Origin of the sequence: Pectinatus haikarae, assembly GCF_050916305.1 — a bacterium.
In the GTDB taxonomy this organism is placed as follows: Bacteria; Bacillota; Negativicutes; order Selenomonadales; family Selenomonadaceae; genus Pectinatus; species Pectinatus haikarae.
The window spans coordinates 1,080,284-1,097,068 of the sequence record NZ_CP116940.1; the positions used below are offsets into that span (position 1 = coordinate 1,080,284).

16 protein-coding genes, 1 pseudogene and 1 other annotated feature (1 of these 18 running past the window's edge) are annotated in these 16,785 nt (G+C 37.1%); of the genes and pseudogenes, 11 read left to right on the forward strand and 6 right to left on the reverse strand.

Going from position 1 to position 16,785, the window contains the following annotated elements; translation table 11 throughout:
- Window positions 1-259: 259 nt before the first annotated feature.
- Window positions 260-1,315: an IS30 family transposase gene (locus tag NXG61_RS05185; RefSeq protein WP_432748913.1), complete on the reverse strand. Its 1,056-nt coding sequence runs from the start codon at window positions 1,313-1,315 to the stop codon at window positions 260-262.
- 438 nt (window positions 1,316-1,753) lie between these two features.
- Between NXG61_RS05185 and rpe the strand changes: the two genes are divergently transcribed.
- The 10 genes and pseudogenes from rpe to NXG61_RS05235 all read left to right on the forward strand — a co-directional run bounded on the left by rpe (window position 1,754) and on the right by NXG61_RS05235 (window position 11,632).
- Window positions 1,754-2,419, forward strand: a complete 666-nt coding sequence (rpe, locus tag NXG61_RS05190; RefSeq protein ID WP_307225330.1) for a ribulose-phosphate 3-epimerase — start codon at window positions 1,754-1,756, stop codon at window positions 2,417-2,419.
- 28 nt (window positions 2,420-2,447) lie between these two features.
- The gene (locus NXG61_RS05195; protein ID WP_307225329.1) at window positions 2,448-2,891 is read left to right on the forward strand and encodes a PTS sugar transporter subunit IIA; all 444 of its coding nucleotides are present in this window, start codon (window positions 2,448-2,450) and stop codon (window positions 2,889-2,891) included.
- A gap of 37 nt (window positions 2,892-2,928) precedes the next feature.
- Window positions 2,929-3,228 (forward strand): PTS sugar transporter subunit IIB, encoded by a 300-nt coding sequence (locus tag NXG61_RS05200; RefSeq protein ID WP_307225328.1) that lies wholly within the window; start codon window positions 2,929-2,931, stop codon window positions 3,226-3,228.
- A 48-nt stretch (window positions 3,229-3,276) separates the two neighbouring features.
- The gene (locus tag NXG61_RS05205; protein ID WP_307225327.1) at window positions 3,277-4,533 is read left to right on the forward strand and encodes a PTS transporter subunit IIC; all 1,257 of its coding nucleotides are present in this window, start codon (window positions 3,277-3,279) and stop codon (window positions 4,531-4,533) included.
- Between the two features lie 74 nt (window positions 4,534-4,607).
- The gene (locus NXG61_RS05210) at window positions 4,608-5,657 is read left to right on the forward strand and encodes a galactitol-1-phosphate 5-dehydrogenase (RefSeq protein ID WP_307225326.1); all 1,050 of its coding nucleotides are present in this window, start codon (window positions 4,608-4,610) and stop codon (window positions 5,655-5,657) included.
- Between the two features lie 140 nt (window positions 5,658-5,797).
- Entirely contained in the window at window positions 5,798-6,454 is a 657-nt protein-coding gene (locus NXG61_RS05215) for a ribulose-phosphate 3-epimerase (RefSeq protein ID WP_307225325.1), read from the forward strand.
- 176 nt (window positions 6,455-6,630) lie between these two features.
- Entirely contained in the window at window positions 6,631-7,089 is a 459-nt protein-coding gene (gene rpiB / locus NXG61_RS05220; RefSeq protein ID WP_370871712.1) for a ribose 5-phosphate isomerase B, read from the forward strand.
- A 225-nt stretch (window positions 7,090-7,314) separates the two neighbouring features.
- Window positions 7,315-8,510 (forward strand): annotated as a pseudogene (locus tag NXG61_RS05225) (IS256 family transposase).
- Between the two features lie 134 nt (window positions 8,511-8,644).
- Window positions 8,645-10,729 carry a BglG family transcription antiterminator gene (locus tag NXG61_RS05230; RefSeq protein ID WP_307225323.1) on the forward strand — a complete coding sequence of 695 codons (2,085 nt, stop codon included), beginning with the start codon at window positions 8,645-8,647 and terminating at the stop codon, window positions 10,727-10,729.
- Between the two features lie 117 nt (window positions 10,730-10,846).
- Complete coding sequence (locus NXG61_RS05235) at window positions 10,847-11,632, forward strand: enoyl-CoA hydratase/isomerase family protein (protein ID WP_307225322.1); 786 nt, start codon at window positions 10,847-10,849, stop codon at window positions 11,630-11,632.
- Window positions 11,633-11,703: 71 nt separating this feature from the next.
- Here NXG61_RS05235 and NXG61_RS05240 read toward each other — a convergent pair whose 3' ends face one another.
- Both NXG61_RS05240 and NXG61_RS05245 read right to left on the reverse strand, forming a co-directional pair.
- Complete coding sequence (locus tag NXG61_RS05240) at window positions 11,704-12,252, reverse strand: flavin reductase family protein (RefSeq protein ID WP_196605164.1); 549 nt, start codon at window positions 12,250-12,252, stop codon at window positions 11,704-11,706.
- Window positions 12,253-12,391: 139 nt separating this feature from the next.
- On the reverse strand, window positions 12,392-13,603 hold the full coding sequence (locus NXG61_RS05245; protein ID WP_196605163.1) for an MFS transporter: 1,212 nt from the start codon (window positions 13,601-13,603) through the stop codon (window positions 12,392-12,394).
- 132 nt (window positions 13,604-13,735) lie between these two features.
- On the opposite strand from NXG61_RS05245, the gene NXG61_RS05250 reads away from it, so the two are divergent.
- Window positions 13,736-14,620 carry a LysR family transcriptional regulator gene (locus NXG61_RS05250; protein ID WP_196605162.1) on the forward strand — a complete coding sequence of 295 codons (885 nt, stop codon included), beginning with the start codon at window positions 13,736-13,738 and terminating at the stop codon, window positions 14,618-14,620.
- Window positions 14,621-14,704: 84 nt separating this feature from the next.
- Here NXG61_RS05250 and NXG61_RS05255 read toward each other — a convergent pair whose 3' ends face one another.
- Genes NXG61_RS05255 through NXG61_RS05265 form a run of 3 tightly spaced genes read right to left on the reverse strand, consistent with a single transcriptional unit; the run spans window position 14,705 to window position 16,381 of the window.
- A complete protein-coding gene (locus tag NXG61_RS05255) occupies window positions 14,705-15,145 on the reverse strand; it encodes a GNAT family N-acetyltransferase (protein WP_307225320.1) in 441 nt (146 codons plus the stop codon).
- A gap of 38 nt (window positions 15,146-15,183) precedes the next feature.
- The gene (locus tag NXG61_RS05260; RefSeq protein WP_370871711.1) at window positions 15,184-16,047 is read right to left on the reverse strand and encodes an NlpC/P60 family protein; all 864 of its coding nucleotides are present in this window, start codon (window positions 16,045-16,047) and stop codon (window positions 15,184-15,186) included.
- Window positions 16,048-16,069: 22 nt separating this feature from the next.
- Entirely contained in the window at window positions 16,070-16,381 is a 312-nt protein-coding gene (locus tag NXG61_RS05265) for an ArsR/SmtB family transcription factor (RefSeq protein ID WP_196605241.1), read from the reverse strand.
- A gap of 383 nt (window positions 16,382-16,764) precedes the next feature.
- Window positions 16,765-16,785: a binding site (T-box leader), on the forward strand (it continues 237 nt past the right edge of the window).

A 16,785-nucleotide genomic window follows, 5' to 3' on the forward strand; every position in this document is an offset into this window, starting at 1 on the left:
TTTAGCTAATTATTGTTTTATTTATAACTGGTCAAGTTCATTGTAATAGTTCTTTATATGATTAGTGTATTTAATCAGGTATTCTTTTACATACGAAAAAATAATTTATCCAAATAAATAATAGCATTGAAGTAATTAGAAAAAAAGTAAAAAGTTTTTCATGTTTTGTGAAATAAATTTTAGATTTGGGAATGCTGTAATATATTTTTTTCGTAAATTGCAATAGCAAATTGAACACTTTGGTAAAATGCCGATGATCTCAGGCAATATAAAGTTTATCGAGAAAAGCGTCGAACAATTCTTCCGGTGTCTGGTAGGCAAGTCGCTTGCGCGGACGGCTATTCAATTCATCGGCAAAGTGTAATATATCTTCATAAGTATATTTCTCAATCGAAACGCCCTTTGGAATATATTGACGCAAGAAGCCGTTGTGCCGTTCATTTACTGGTCGCTCCCAAGAGGAGTAAGGATGTGCATAATAAACACTGGAACCCCAGGCTTCAATCTTGGAAAATTCCTCGAATTCAGAGCCATTATCGGTTGTAATGGTTTTGAAAACAGAACTGAAACGCTCACCATATTCAGCGTGTAGTTCTTTCATCGCAGCCATGACAGACTCACTGTTTTTACCAGGAATGCGAATAGCCAGGTAATTGTTTGTAACACGCTCAATCAGAGTTAAAACAGCAGCTTCTCTGACTTTTTTTCTGCCAATCACCGTGTCAGCTTCCCAATGGCCGAATTCCGTGCGTAAATCTACGATGTCAGGACGTTCGTCAATGCTGCGACCTTTCAGACGTTTATGCTTTCGGGTTCCTTTTTTGTTTTGCTTTCGCTTTAGAATTTCAGGCAGCTCGAACAGCGATAGCGGCAAATTACCAGCAGCCATTTCGTTATATAGGGTCTTCGTGCATACCATTTCTTTATCAGCAAAGAGCTGGTGCAGGCGCGCATGACCGACGCAAGCGTCTAACGACCACTTTTTTGCCCTGACTTGCGCAACCACCCACTTAACAAAATCTGAGCAATGTGTGATATAATGCGGCCTTTTGCACTTCATTCGATTCATTTCATATACTGCAAGACCTCGTTTGGCGCTGTACTCCGGTGCACGTCCTCTATGGCTTTTGCGCAGCGGTGTACCGCGGCGCAATTCATACATGATAGTACTTGGCGAACAGTTGATTTCTCGGGCGATTGCCCGCAGAGAGTATCCTTGCTTGTTTAGTTGCTGGATCGCTCCGCGTTCTTCCCGTCCCAAGTGCTGACCACGTTTTCGTTCAGGGAATACTGTGATATAATTATGGCAGTCCATAGTGATTGTCTCCTCTTTGGTTAATGGTGCTGTGAGAACTCCATTTTACCATTTAAAGGAAAGTCACTGTGGACTTTTTGCAACTGTTCATTTTCATTTTACAATCAACCAATATATTTTTTTGATTTATCCTATTAAAGGTTATTTAGCATATAATATTATAAATTTTGGATATATATATTTGACATGTTAAAAAATGCTTCATAAATTATGAATCTATTTTGACTTTTTTCACAAATTATTTGATGTTATTATTTGATCGTAAGCAAGATTGAAAAACTAGATAATAGTGTTTAAAAATTTTCACAAGGGTATATTTAGTTACAATTTAAAGGTTGTACTCAAAGTTATGCATTTGTAATAGACTCAATAAACGAGATTAAGAGTAACCTGGATTAAATATTAATAAAATTTACTGTGTATTAAGGAGCGCTAACGATGAGAAAAGTGCAATTGGCACCATCTGTATTTGGTGCAGATATTGTAAATTTAAAAGAAGAACTCAAAATTATGGAACAAAATAATGTGGACCTTCTTCATGTGGACGTTATGGATGGGGCGTTTGTGAATCGCATTGCATTTGGCAGTGATCATATCCGCATGTTAAAAAAACACACAAACATACCGCTTGATGTACATATGATGATTGAACGTCCAGAAAGGTATATAGATTCCTTTATTGATGCTGGTGCAGATATTATTTCCATTCATCAAGAATCTACGGTGATGTTAGAACACTGTCTCCAGGTTATAAAAAACAAAGGTCGACTGGCTGGTGTTGTTTTGAGTCCAGCAACTACTCCAGAATGTTTAAGATATATTATGAATTTAGTTGATATGGTTCTTATAATGACGGTTAATCCAGGAGAGGGAAAACAAACCTTTATGAAATCTATGTTGCCTAAGATCAGAGAAGTAAAGGAAATGATCCAGGATAAAAACATTGATATAGAAGTGGATGGTAGTATAGATGAAGAAACAGCTGCTATTTGTTTGTCAGCAGGCGCAAATATTTTTGTATCTGGAGGATATATTTTTACCGATACAGAAAAAAATATTTCCATATTACAGAAAATATTGAATATACCTAAAAAGCACATATAAAGAAGCTATAAAGAGAGGAGGCAAACTAATGTCTGATAATCAATATCTGGTAATTGAAGGTAGCGCCAAAAATGCGGAAGATGCGATCAATATATGTGGTGAAGTACTTTATAAAGCTGGTATTGTTGGTAGAGAATTTGGGAAAAAATGCTGGATTCGTGAGTGTAATTACCCGACAGGACTGCCAACAGTAATTCCTGTTGCGATACCTCACTGTAAAGATGATGAAATAAAGAAAAATGCTATCTGTATTTTACGTTTGACAAATCCTGTAATATTCCGTCGTATGGATGACGATCAAGAAATTATAGAGACTAAATTAATCATTAATCTTGCCATAAAAGAAAGTCAAAACCACTTAAAAATATTACAAAATTTGATGACATTTCTCAACGATGAGGAACAGGTTTCAACTTGTCAAAGTATGTCGGCAAATGAATTAATAGTACATCTTACAAAAAGAATTGGTTAGTTTGAGAAAAAAATTGTGATAAAGAGGTGTATCGAAAATGTCAAAAAGTATAAGAATTTTGGTGGCCTGTGGCAGTGGTGTAGCCACTTCTACACTTGCACAAGAAGAAATTAAAACAATTGCCAGGGAAAATGATGTGGATATCACTGTAAGTAAATGCACTCTGGCTGATGTACCAAGTCAGCAGAACTTTGTAGATGTTGTATTTACAACAGCAAATTATCGAAAGCCATTGAAGAAACCGCATCTTAGTGTATTTGGGCTTATTTCTGGTGTAAATGCTGAAAAAAGTAAATCGGATGTAGCGGAACTGTTAAAAAATTTAGCTGGTAAATAATTGATTTTCTAGTAAGATAATTGAATAAATTTATAAAGGAGAATAAAAATGGAAATGTTACTCACTTTTTTCCAAAGTTTTATGAGCCTTGGCGCTGCGGTATTGCTGCCATTTGTTATATGTATACTTGGCTTGTTTTTCCGCATGAAAATAGGGCAGGCAATTGAAGCCGGCCTTTTTGTCGGTATAGGTTTTCAAGGTTTGTGCCTGGCTGTTAATCTTTTAATTGGTACAGTTAAGCCGATCATGCATTATTATGAAGCATTAGGGACTGGTTATAATGTATTGGAAATAGGTTTTGCAGCACTTGGTGGTGCCGCATGGACAGTACCCTTTGCGGTATTAGCTATTCCGAGTATTGTAATCATAAATTTAATCTTGGTTCGACTGAAGATTACTAAAGTTTTGAATGTAGACATTTGGAATTTTATGCACTTTTTAGTACCTGGCGCTTTAGCGTATGCTTTATTTGATAGTGCCGTTATAGGTTTTGCAGTAACAATCTTTTTATCCGTTATTACATTATTCTTTGCAGAATGGGCTGCGCCTAAGTGGGGAAAATTTTTTGGGCTGGAGGGGACCACTACTACATGCCTTTCCTTTATTGCTTTTGCTTATCCAGTAACTGTACTATTGAATAAAATTATTGATAAAATGCCTGTGCTTAATAAAATAGATGTTGATATGGGCTTGATTGAAGATAAACTTGGTGTATTTGGCAGACCTGCCATTATCGGTATTTTAGTGGGGACATTCCTTAGTCTTTTAACCGGTCAGTCTTTTGGTTCGACGCTGACCATATGTATGGGAGTAGCTGCCGCTATGCTTCTTATTCCACGTATGGTTTCTATTATGATGGAAGGATTGTCTCCGATTGGTACACATGCTAACTCATATATGAAGAGCAAAATCGGTAAAGATGCTGATGTCTATATTGGTATGGATATTGCATTAGGCTTGGGTGATCCGGCATGCATAACTGCCACAGCTATTATGATCCCTGTTACTATAATTTTAGTATTCTTGGTGCCAGATATGCATTTCTTCCCATTGGGACTTTTAGCTGAGATTTGTTACTTGTCTCCAATGTGTGTACTTGGTAGTAATGGCAATATTTTTCGTACATTAATAAGTATGACTGCTCTCATGTATATGACGTTATTCTTTGCTAATATGTTTGCTCCTGAAGCAACGCAGATGATGAGTGTAACAGGTGTTCATTTTGATGGTATAGTCACCGCATCTCATTTTGGCTGGAATCCTGGAAACCTAATTGTTTCATTCATACATCGTTTATTTTTCTAAAATAAATGTGTGAACGTTGTTATATAAAATGGATATTTAAATTTGATTCTTGTGTAAGGAAAGGAAATTGATTTATGAAAGCTTTAAGATTTTATGCAAAAAGAGATATTAGATTTGAAAATGCTGATGCACCAATTATTAGTGATGAAAAAGATGTAAAAATAAAAGTAAAAGCTGTTGGAATCTGCGGTTCTGACGTATCCCGTTATGCTAAACTTGGACCATATGTTCCTGGCAATGTGTGGGGGCATGAGTTTTCTGGTGAAGTAGTGGAAGTAGGATCTGATGTAACTAAAGTAAAAGTTGGGCAAAAAGTTACTGCTTGTCCTGCGCTATTTTGCGGTAAATGTGAGGCTTGTCAAAAATCAATATTTGCTCAGTGTGAAAATCTTGATGTTATTGGTGCGCATCGATATGGTGCTTTTGCTGAATACATTGTTATGCCGGAAAGAAATGTAGTGCCAATTCCAGATGAGGTTGATTATGATGATGCAGCTATGGTAGAACCATCCTGCGTGGTGGTACATGGCTATTATAAGACTGGTATTAAAGCTGGTGATACTGTTGTTGTAGTTGGTTGTGGTACGATTGGACTATTAGCAATTGAATGGGCAAAGATTTTTGGGGCGAAGATGGTCATAGCGCTTGATATTGATGATACAAAGCTTGAACTTGCTAAAAAAGTTGGAGCGGATCACACAGTTAATACCATGGGAAAAGAACCTTCTGAAGAAGTGCAGAAAGTTAATAATGGGAAAGGGACGGATATTGTAATTGAATCTGCCGGTACACCAATTACCTCTGCCCAGAGTTTTTCATTGTCGAGAAAAGGCGGTAAAGTTCTTTTTGTTGGTATTCCATACGGTGATGTTATGGTTAAACGTCTTTATTTCGAAAAAATTGTGCGTTGTGAGCTAAGTGTATATGGTTCATGGAATGCGATTTCCGCACCATTTCCAGGGCAAGAATGGGAAACTACCGTGCATTGTCTGAAAACTGGACAACTTAATGTAAAGCCACTCATTACTCATGTTGTACCACTCAGCAAAGGTCGTGAGGTATTCGAAATAACAGCAGAACGCAAAGAACCATTTGGTAAAATTATTTTTCATCCTGAAGATTGAAAAAATTTTCAATATATAACATAGATTATCAGCAACAAAAATAAAACATAAGTTTGGCATAAAAACGTATTTTTGCTGGGCTAGGTTATCAATTATAAAAATTTAAATGATTGGAAAGATTATTAAAGGAGATTTTTATTTTGAAAAAATTATTGTGTCCTTCCATGATGTGTGCAAAATATGAAAATTTTCTTGATGAGATCAAATTATTGGATGAAGCTGGTGTAGACATACTTCATAATGATGTTATGGATGGTAGATTTGTACCAAATTTTGGTATGGGGATGCAGGATATGGAGGTAATATGTAAAAATGCAAAAACTATTACAGATATACATTTGATGGTTGAAGAACCAGAACGATATATTGATAAATTTGCTAAACTGGGTGTATCTATTATATACATTCATCCAGAGTCAAGTCGTCAGGCAGTGAGAACTTTGCAGAATATGAGGTATATGGGTGTTCATCCTGGAATTGCTGTTAGCCCAGAAGTAACTGTAGATATGCTGATACCGTATTTTTCTCTGGTTGATTATATTATGGTTATGACTGTAAATCCTGGTTTTTCTGGACAAAAATATTTACCGTTCATTGATGATAAGATTGTAAATTTAATTGCAGCTAAAAAACAGAATAAATACAACTATAAAATAATGATTGATGGAGCCTGTTCACCAGATATTATTAAAAAATTATCTTCAGTGGGAGTGGACGGTTTTATTCTTGGGAGCACAGCTCTTTTTAATAAAGGACGGAATTATATGGAAATAATTAACGAGTTAAGAATGATATAATGACTGAAGTAAAATAAGCAATATATTTCTGACTTGCAGTATGTGTTGGTTAACACACATTCCTGCTATTAACAGTGTATTCTGGTACTGAAATAATTATACTAAATAAAGTATATAACATTTTATTTTTATTACTATTTGTGCCGCAGGTAATAGCGGCGGAATATGAGGCTTTTATGAAAAAGAAAATTGTTATTGGTTCTGATCATGCTGGATTTGAAATGAAAAATTTCCTGATTGATACATTGATTAAAGACGGTTATGTGGTTGAAGATAAGGGACCATTTAATGACAGTGCTGTTGATGCTGGAGTTTATGCTATAGCAGTGGGAGAAGAAGTGGCTAGGCATTTGGATGGAACGCTTGGTATTTTAGTCTGTGGTACTGGAATTGGCATGTCTATAATGGCTAATAAAGTAAAATATATTAGAGCATCATTGGTAACAGATTTATTTTCTGCAAAAATGACTAAAGCACATAATAATGCTAATGTACTTTGCATAGGGGCGCGTATTTTTGCCAAATCAATGGCAGCAGAGATGATGGATGTATGGCTTAATACGGAATTCTTAGGTGGAAAGTATGCTGATCGTGTACAAAATATTATTAACTATGAAGATGATCATAAGAAATAATTCTTAATGAAAATCCTAATGTTGATTTTAGTGTTATAGATTTTTAGTAATAACTTTCATTTAAAAGCTATCTGTAAAAGCAGATAGCTTTTAATAATAAATAATTATGTTTTTATTTGAAAATAGGATAGCATATAATGAAGTTCGCAAAAGAGAATAGGAAAAACCATCGGTAACTCCGAAAAAGGTAAGTGACCAAACAAACCCAAAAGGAGTTGAAAACCGATGGCTTACTCCCATTCTAACCTACCTTTGGAAAAAATGCTATTACAATTCATGACCGAAGACGATCCAATGCTTGCTATGCTCAAGTGGCTTTGCGGAAAGCTCATGGAAGCCGAAGTGGATGCAAAAATTAATGCTGCCAAGTCGGAAAGAACCGATGAACGGTCCGGATACCGCTCCGGCTATCGTGTACGCCGCTATGATACCCGCCTGGGAACCATGTATTTGTTTGTTCCGAAACTAAGGAAAGGCGGCTACATTCCTTTTTTCGTCACGGAGAAAAAGCGCTCAGAAATGGCGCTCCTACAGGTCATTCAGGAAGCCTATGTAAATGGCGTTTCCACCCGTAAAATCGAAAAGCTGGCAAAAAGTTTAGGGATTGATTCAATCTCCCGCAGCCAAGTATCACAGATAACCAAAGAGCTTAATGATCAGGTTCAGTCTTTTCGACCAGACCGCTACAGAAAACCTATCCGGTGCTATGGGTGGATGCTTTATATGAAAAAATCCGTTATGATCATCGGGTACAAAACATGGCAGTAGCCGTCGTGATTGGGCTGGATGAAAAAGGACACCGCGATGTGTTAGCCGTTGAACCGATGCAAGAAGAATCCACCGATACCTATAAAGCCGTATTTGAAAAGCTCAAACAACGTGGTCTAGAAAATGTGTGGCTAGTCGTTTCCGATGCTCATAAGGGCTTGGTAAAAGCGATCAATGAATCTTTTTTGCAATGCGCTTGGCAGCGGTGTAAAGTCCATTTCATGCGAAATATCCTGGCTCATATTCCGGCAAAGAAAAAAGCGTGGTTTGCTGGACGACTGAAGCAAATCTGGCTGCAGCCTGATTATGACAGTGCCAAAGAGTATGCTCATTCTTTTATAGAATCTGTTGACAAATCCTATCCGGAGGCGACAGCCGTTTTAGAAGATGGCCTGGAAGATTCACTGCAGTTTTATGATTTTGCCCCGATAGACTTTCGTAAAATCGCTTCTACAAATATGCTGGAACGACTCAATCGGGAAATTCGCCGCCGGACAACCGTCGTAGGAATTTTCCCCAGTATGGATTCTTATATCCGGCTGGTTACGGCTTACCTGATCGAATACAGCGAAGATTGGTCCATGAGTCACTGCTATATTAAGCCGGATACTCTGCAGCAGGTTCAAGAAAAAAGGCAGAAACCGGTCGCTTAACTTCTTTGGAGTTACCTTGAATTTTGCGAACTACTATTGACACTAACGAAAATAGTATAAGATGAATTCTACAAAAAATATTTTATCATATGTATAAATTATATCTATATATAATATAATTAAGGATGAGTTTTATGAATAAACGGTTATTTTCGCTAATTGATGATTTGGAGACATCAATTACAACTCTTGCAATACTGGCAGCTAAATATAAAGTATCTGAAAGAACCATACGTAAAGATATTATTGAAGTTAATGAGCTTATAAAGAAGTATCAAACGGAAAATATTGGCATGATTCATTTGGATCGTGGTGGAAAAGTTGTAGTACCGTTAAAATATTCATCTGATGTATTAAAAAATGCCTTTACTGGGGATTATTACAGTTATCGCTTGTCACCACAAGAAAGAGCTGATATAGCGGCTTCTATTATCATTAACACAAACGGCTTCATCACACTTTCTGTAATTGCGGATTATCTGTGTGTAAGTCGTGTAACAATAATAAATGATCTTGATATTATACGTGAACGGTTGCAAGAAAAACAACTCACGCTTATATCACAACCTAATAAAGGGTTGCATGTAGATGGTTGCGAAAAAAATAAAAGAGAATTTTTAGTAAAAATTGGACGTGTAAGACCAGTTTTTGTGAGAAATAATAAAATTAACCAAACAGCAGGTACGGAATCTTTAGAATCAATGCTTCGTCAAATAGTAAATGGAGAAGAGCATACTCATCAATTGTTTTTTAGCGATAGATCTTTTGAAAAAACAATTGATTGTATTACTGTTATAGTAAATAGAGTTTATCATGGAGAAAATATTGAAATTAACGATTTTACCCATAATGAATATTATCAATTAGCTAAAGATATATTACATTATACATCTCAATATTATCATATTGATATAGCTGAAAATGAAGTTATATTTTTAGCAAATTTTTTTCAGATGCAACGTTTTATAAGGCAAAAGAAACGTACTATAGATAGCGTAAAAATACAATTATTAACCCGGCAATTTATTGAAAAAATATCCAATGAGTTAGATATTAATCTTAATAGTGATTTTGAATTTCTAGAAAATTTGTCTAATCATTTAGAGTCAACTCTCAGCAAACCAGAAAATGGTAATGAAGAGATAACGTTATTACAGGAAGTATATAATCGACATGCTAATATTGTAGAAACAGTGAAAAATAATATTGATATTTTCAACAATTATGCGGGACGATATCTAACAAAAATAGAAATGGGTTATGTCATAATACATGTATGTGCAGCGATAGAACGACATTGTAACAGTGAAAAATATTTTAGGGTTATAGTCTCCTGTCATGCTGGTATTGGCACTTCAAAGCTTCTTTTGGAAAAATTAAAGGAACATTTTAATTTTTATGTAGTGGCTATAGTTTCTGCTCATGATATGAAGAAAATTAATGAAACTCAAGCTGATTTTGTTATCTCGACAATTCCTTTAAAGGATTGTTTATTGCCATTTGTCGTTGTATCACCGATTATAACTGATGAAGACTATGTGCGTATTGGCAATCAAATAAATAAAATAAATATATCCGAATTAAAAACTTCCACTTTTGACGGTAAACAATTATCAATACAAGGGATAATGGAAGTGATTGAACCAGTACTATATGAAACGGTACCTCATGAAGTATCTACTATAATGAAAAAAATCCGCAAAGCCATAAAATATTATATTCGTCAAGATGAACTGAGTGAAAAGGAATCTTTTATGCCTGAATTGCATCACTTATTACCATATACACATATAGTTATTGATGCAGAATGTAACTCATGGCAGGAGGCTATACAGATTTCTTCTAATATTTTATTAAAAAGAAATTATATTACTCAGGAATATATTAATTCAATGATTAAGAATATAAGTGATTTTGGCCCATATATAATAGTTGCTCCAGGGCTTGCTTTGCCGCATAGTAAGCCTGATTTTGGTTCTAAAAAGTTAGGTATGCAGTTTACTCGTCTGAAAAATCCAATATCTTTTGGTGATGAGATTCTTGAACCAGTAGAGTTTATTTGCACTTTGAGTCCTGTTGATTCTAATACACATTTAAAAGCTTTTTTTAATTTAGTAAATATGTTGAAGACACCATCCTTTAAAAGAGCTATGCATAATGCTAATACATCTCAAGAAGTTGCTGATATTATACTCGAATATGAATATGGTTTATGGTAAAATTTATTGAAGACATTTGTTTTAAAAAAATTTATGTATAATCATCATTTGATTGTTAAATTGATGATTATACAGTTTCGAGCAGGTAGAAATAGAAAAATAGAGGAGTGATATGTATTGCCGGAGCAAAATGACACCGTGATTTTGGAAATAAAAGAAAACATTGCAGTGATTATCTTGAATAGACCAAGGGTAATGAATGCTTTTAATGATGAATTGGTGAAGATGTTTTACAGTATCCTCAAGAAAATAGCCAATGATAGTTCTATAAGAGCAGTTGTTATCACAGGTGCCGGAAAAGCATTTTCGGCAGGTGGTGATCTCAATTATCTTTCGTCTCTTGGACCTGTTGAAGCGAGAGAGTTTATAAAATCGGTAGGAGATATTGTCAGGAAAATAATGACAATGGAAAAACCAGTTGTTGCGATGGTAAATGGAGTGGCTGCGGGTGCTGGTTTTAATCTGGCTTTAGCCTGTGATATTGTTTTTTGCGCTGACTCAGCACGTTTTGGACAAAGCTTTGCAAAGGTGGGACTTATACCTGATTGCGGCGGTCTTTACCTTTTACCGCGGGCTGTGAGTATATATAAAGCAAAAGAATTGATGTTTACAGGTAAACTTATCGAAGCAGAGGAAGCGCTGCATCTGGGAATTGTGAATCAAATTATAGAAAAAGAAAAGCTGCAGGAATTTGTTTGTCAATTCACACGTGATTTGGCAGAAGGTTCTCCGCTGGCGCTGTCAATTACAAAATCTATGCTTAATCGCAGCGGAGAGATGACGCTTGATGATGTACTTGAAAATGAAAATGCTCAGCAAACTGTTTGTATGCAGACGGAGGATTTTAGAGAAGGTACAGCTGCGTTCAGAGAAAAAAGAAAACCGGTATTTAAGGGTCGATAATTAAGTATAGAATAAAATCGGCAGCTGCATTTGTTTATGCAGCTGCCAATTTTATTTTTCTATAAAGATCTCTAGACACCGGCAGGAAGTTTATCTTCCATTAGATTTCGCAGGTCAAGTGTCGGTCCGTCAGTGACAAATGTTCCGTCTCCGTTGGCGTGAAATTTACGAATTTCTTTGTGCTCTTCATCATACCAGGCATTGATGCCCTGCAGCACAAAGAAATTTTGTGATTCCAGATAATCAGTTACTTTGCATTCGATACAGGCAAGGCATTCACCTATAAGGGGTGCTTTGATCTTTTCAGCAGGTAAAGCAGTAAGACCAAATTGCTGAAATTTGTCTATGGTTTTACCGGAACAATCACCTATATGAACTGTTTTTTCGGCTAATTCTATGGTAGGGACGGCAAGAACACATTCCCTGTTTTTGAGAAGCGCATTGAAGGAATAGTTCCAAGGTCCGGTTGCCACGGCTATTTTTGGTGTGAAATCAAGAACCATATGCCAGGTTATAGCCATAATGTTATAACGGGATTCGTTGTAAGTGGTCACTAAGAGCACAGGACCGGGTTCGATAAAGGTAAATGCTTTTTCAAGCGGATACGATTTCATAGCCATTATAAATTGTCCTCCTGTCGGTAAAATAATATCAATGAATTCGCATGCCATATTGTTTAGGGAAACTGTCTTCATGATAATATTATTATTGTCAGGTTACAATGTATTTTTTGTAAATGATAAATTAAATTTTGTGTATTTAAGCATGAGCCTTTTGCAATGATACGTGCTTTTTCCATAAAAGAGCATTGGATAAGAATAATGCCAGTATTATTGCGCAGCTCAAAAGCAGCACTACACCGATCCAGCCCTGCCAGATAAGGAATTTACCGCCCAATGCACCGATAATACTGGAACCTACATAATAAAACAGCAGATATAATGCAGAGGACTGCGCTTTCCCGGTGGGACTTAATTTTACAACCATACTGCTGGCTATAGAATGACTGCCGAAAAAACCGAAGGTAAAAAGCGCAATACCGAGTATTTTGAGCCAAAGAGGCATAAAAAGAGTGAGCAAAACGCCGGCAAGCATGAAACATAAAGAAATATCCAGCATCTTGAAAGCTCCCCGGTTATTTGCCAGACGCCCCATCAGTGTTGAACTGAATGTACCGACAAGATAGATAACAAAAATGAAGCCGACAATAGTCTGGCTCAGTGAATAAGGTGGATTTATCAGCGGATATTCGACATAATTGTATAATGCCACAAAGCTTCCCATAATAAGAAAACCAATCATATATATACAAAGAAGATTGCCGACCTTTAGATTTGCAGAAAATTGACGGACGATGTCATGAATTTCAAGAGTACGCCTGGTGAAGTTTCGAGAAACGGGAAGATTCCTGAAAAACCAGATACTTATTAGGAGACTTAAAATACTTAATACAGCAATAGCCGCATGCCAGGAAAAAAAATCAGAAATGGTACTGATGATAATTCTGCCGAGAAGACCACCTATTGAATTGCCACTGACAAAAATACCCATTACAATTGCCGTAATGGAAGGATGAAATTCTTCCTGTATATATGTCATCGCAATAGCCGGATAGCCTGCTAAAAATATTCCCTGAAGAATGCGCAGTGGAAGTATCGCTGAAAAATTATCCGTGCAGGCAACAATTCCCGTTAAAATCGTAGAGCCGATAAGAGAAATGCTCATTATTGTTTTTCTGCCAAATTTATCCGACAGCGAAGGTGTAAGAAGCATTGCCACAGCAAGACTGGCAGTAGCCGTCGAGATGGAAAGACTCGCGGTAGACGGAGAAATAGAATATTCTGAAGAAAAAATAGGAATAAGCGGTTGATAACAATAAAGCAGAGCAAAAGTTACAAAGCTGCCAAAGAATAAGGCAATAATTGTTGACCAATATTCCTTGTCGCCTTTTTGGATGAAATTAGAAGACACTATTATGCAATCCTTTCAATATGAACAGATACTTTTTTTTTAATAATAAATAGTATACAATACAAATTAATATGCGGGAAGAAACAAATTTGCACATGCATTGTGAGTAAATGTCATAGAAGGAGAATGGCGATGGACATAATTAAATGCAAAGTTCTGCTGACAGCAGTCGATGCAGGGAGTTTTTCTGCTGCGGCAACGATCTTGGGGTATACGCCGTCAGGGGTGACCCGAATAATAAATGCTTTGGAAAAAGAAATAGGCTTCGCGATTCTTATGAGAAGTCACAAAGGAGTAAAAATTACGAAGGATGGAGCGCAAATGCTGCCCCTTCTGCGTAAGCTGGTGCATTTTCATGAACAAACAGAGCAGCTGGGAGCACAGATTCGCGGGCTTGATGTTGGAAATCTGACAATTGGCACATTTTATAGCATCGCTGCGTGCTGGCTGCCGGAAATAATCAAAGCCTTTCAGTCTGACTACCCTGGCATTAAAGTGCATACAATGGAGGGGGCAAACAGTGACCTGCTGCATTGGTTTGAAGAACATCGGATCGATTGCTGTTTTTTCAGCGAATATCCCGTAGAAGGAGACTGGATACCGTTAAAACGAGATCGGCTTGTCGTTTGGCTGCCGCAGGATCATCCCAAGGCTGATTTATCTGTTTTTCCTATAGAAGAAATTAACGGCGCTCCGTTTATAGAAACATTGCCTGACTGCAACACGGATATTGAACGTTTTCTGCGGGAAAAAAAACTTCGTCCTGATATACGTTTTACGACGATAGATAATTATACAACCTATTCAATGGTCGCAGCGGGACTGGGCATCAGTCTGAACAAGGAACTGATGTCAGTCAATTGGTCAGGCAATGTGGCAATAAAGCCGCTTGATCCGCCATATTATATAACACTGGGAATAGCACTGCCCTCCCTGCATAATGCGTCGCCGGCAACAAAAAAATTTATTGCCTATGCACAAAAAGTGATTCAGAATAAATATGGTGAAAAGATGTGAGTGTTTTTGGGCGCCGACAGAAATTTATCTTCAACAGCATTGGTGAATGTGGGCAGCTGTGTGTTCATATGGAAAGGTATATGATCAAATAATTGTAAGAGTCATCTGGATGTGCGGTATGTCGCATTCGAGAAATTCATCAGAGGTTTGTTGGAAGCCAGCTTTTTCATATAAAGTTTTCACATATAATTGCGCTGCTATTTTTATTTTATCCGCTTTCATTCGCTCTTTTGCAACTTGGATACCGCTGGCAACAATTTTACTGCCTAAACCGCATCTCCTTTTCATGGTCAAAACGCGGCCGATAGTGACTTCTGGAAAAGCAAATCCCTTATCTATCACGCGCAGATAAGCTTGTACCGTATTTTCATCGCGTAAAAATACATGATAGGCATGCAGATCTTTGTCGTCAAGATCTTGATATAAGCATTTCTGTTCCACGACAAACACAGCAAACCGAGCTTTCAATATTTCATAGAGTTCCGAGGTCGATAGTTCTTCAAAACGTTTGACAACTAATTCCATATAAGAGTTTCTCCCGAGTAAAAATATTAATTTATCGTTTATTTTACGATATGTTTGCCGCCTATGAAATAATTTTTCCAATAATCATTATCCAGACGATCGAGGCGAACGCCTTTACTGGTGGAAGCATGGATAAATTGGCCGCTTCCCAGGTAAATGCCGCAATGGCTGATATCTGTGAGATCGGTAGAAAAAAATACCAGATCGCCCGGCTGCAATTGATTTACAGGAACTTTTTTGCCGATTTTATATTGTTCATCGGCGGTACGCGGAATAATAATATTATTTTGCTTAAAGACGTACTGCAGATATCCGGAGCAATCAAAGCCCTTCGGTGTTTCTCCGCCGTAAATATATGGTGTTCCCATATATTTTTTTGCGGTGGATATTATAGAACCCACTTTGCCGGAAGGAAGAAATACAGGTGTTTCAGGAACGCTTCGGGCGCGGATAGCAGAAATGGCCGCAGCTTCAGACTGTGGCTTTTTTGTGCCTGCGGAGGCAGACTTTTTTTGCACAGGAGGCACATAAACGGAAGCAGTCGTCTGCGGTTTGGCGGCAATATGATTGCCGCCGGGAGAAATCGGAGCTGCTGCAGAAACAGAGGCTGGTCTGCCGGTGTCTTTTTCTCCGGTCAGCAGCCACCATGTTTTCCTATCGACAATACCGGTATCCGGTAAGTTGTTGTCAGCTTGAAAGGCTTTGACTGTTTTTTGTGTGGACTCGTCAAAAATGCCGGTTACACTGACGGTATAATTGCCCTTTAATAATAGCTGTTGCAGCACGGTTACATCATGGCCTTCTGAATGCAGCTTCAGGATCGGTGCAGCATGTAATGTACCAATAGGTGAAAGAAAAAAAATGAATACAGCAGGGATGATGCCTCGTATTATTTTATTCATGGCCGAAAAATCCTTTCTGTTCTCAGTCATGCAATATGTGCTGTAATCCCTGCTTCAGCAATATGACAACATGGTTGTCGTCAAGCGAATACCATGCTTCCTTGCCTTCACGGCGGAATTTTACCAGACGGGCACCGCGCAGAAGCCGCAGCTGATGCGAAATCGCTGATTGTCCCATCTGCAATGTTGCAGCTATATCGCAGACACACATTTCATCATTTGACAAGATGGTAAGTATTTTAATCCGAGTAGGGTCACCAAGAATTTTAAAAGTATCAGCCAGATGGCCCGTTGTTTTTTCGTCTAAAAGATGCAGCTTTGATTTATTGATCATATCCTGATGAACATGGTAGATTTCACACATGTCACAGTCTTTGCTTTCAGGTTCTTTTGGCATAAGTTCTCCTTGTTGTTCGGGAAAATAATTATTAACTAAGTATAGTATAGCAGAATTTTAAACAGGCACAAAGCAAATATATTAATTTTGATGTTTGGCAAATCAACGCAGGGATGGGCCTGTATGACATAGAAATTGATTATAGAATAATACTGGGATGGTTATTATTGGGTGAACATATTTTTGTCAGCTTTTTGTTTGGAGCGTCGCTGATTATCTGCAGTGTTTATTTATCTGTAAAATTCACCAAATAATTTTGATATACTCTTGACAACTTTACATCCTCATAGTAGAATAAAACCAAATTAAATATCTGCCTTAAGAAACCATTGATGCGGAGA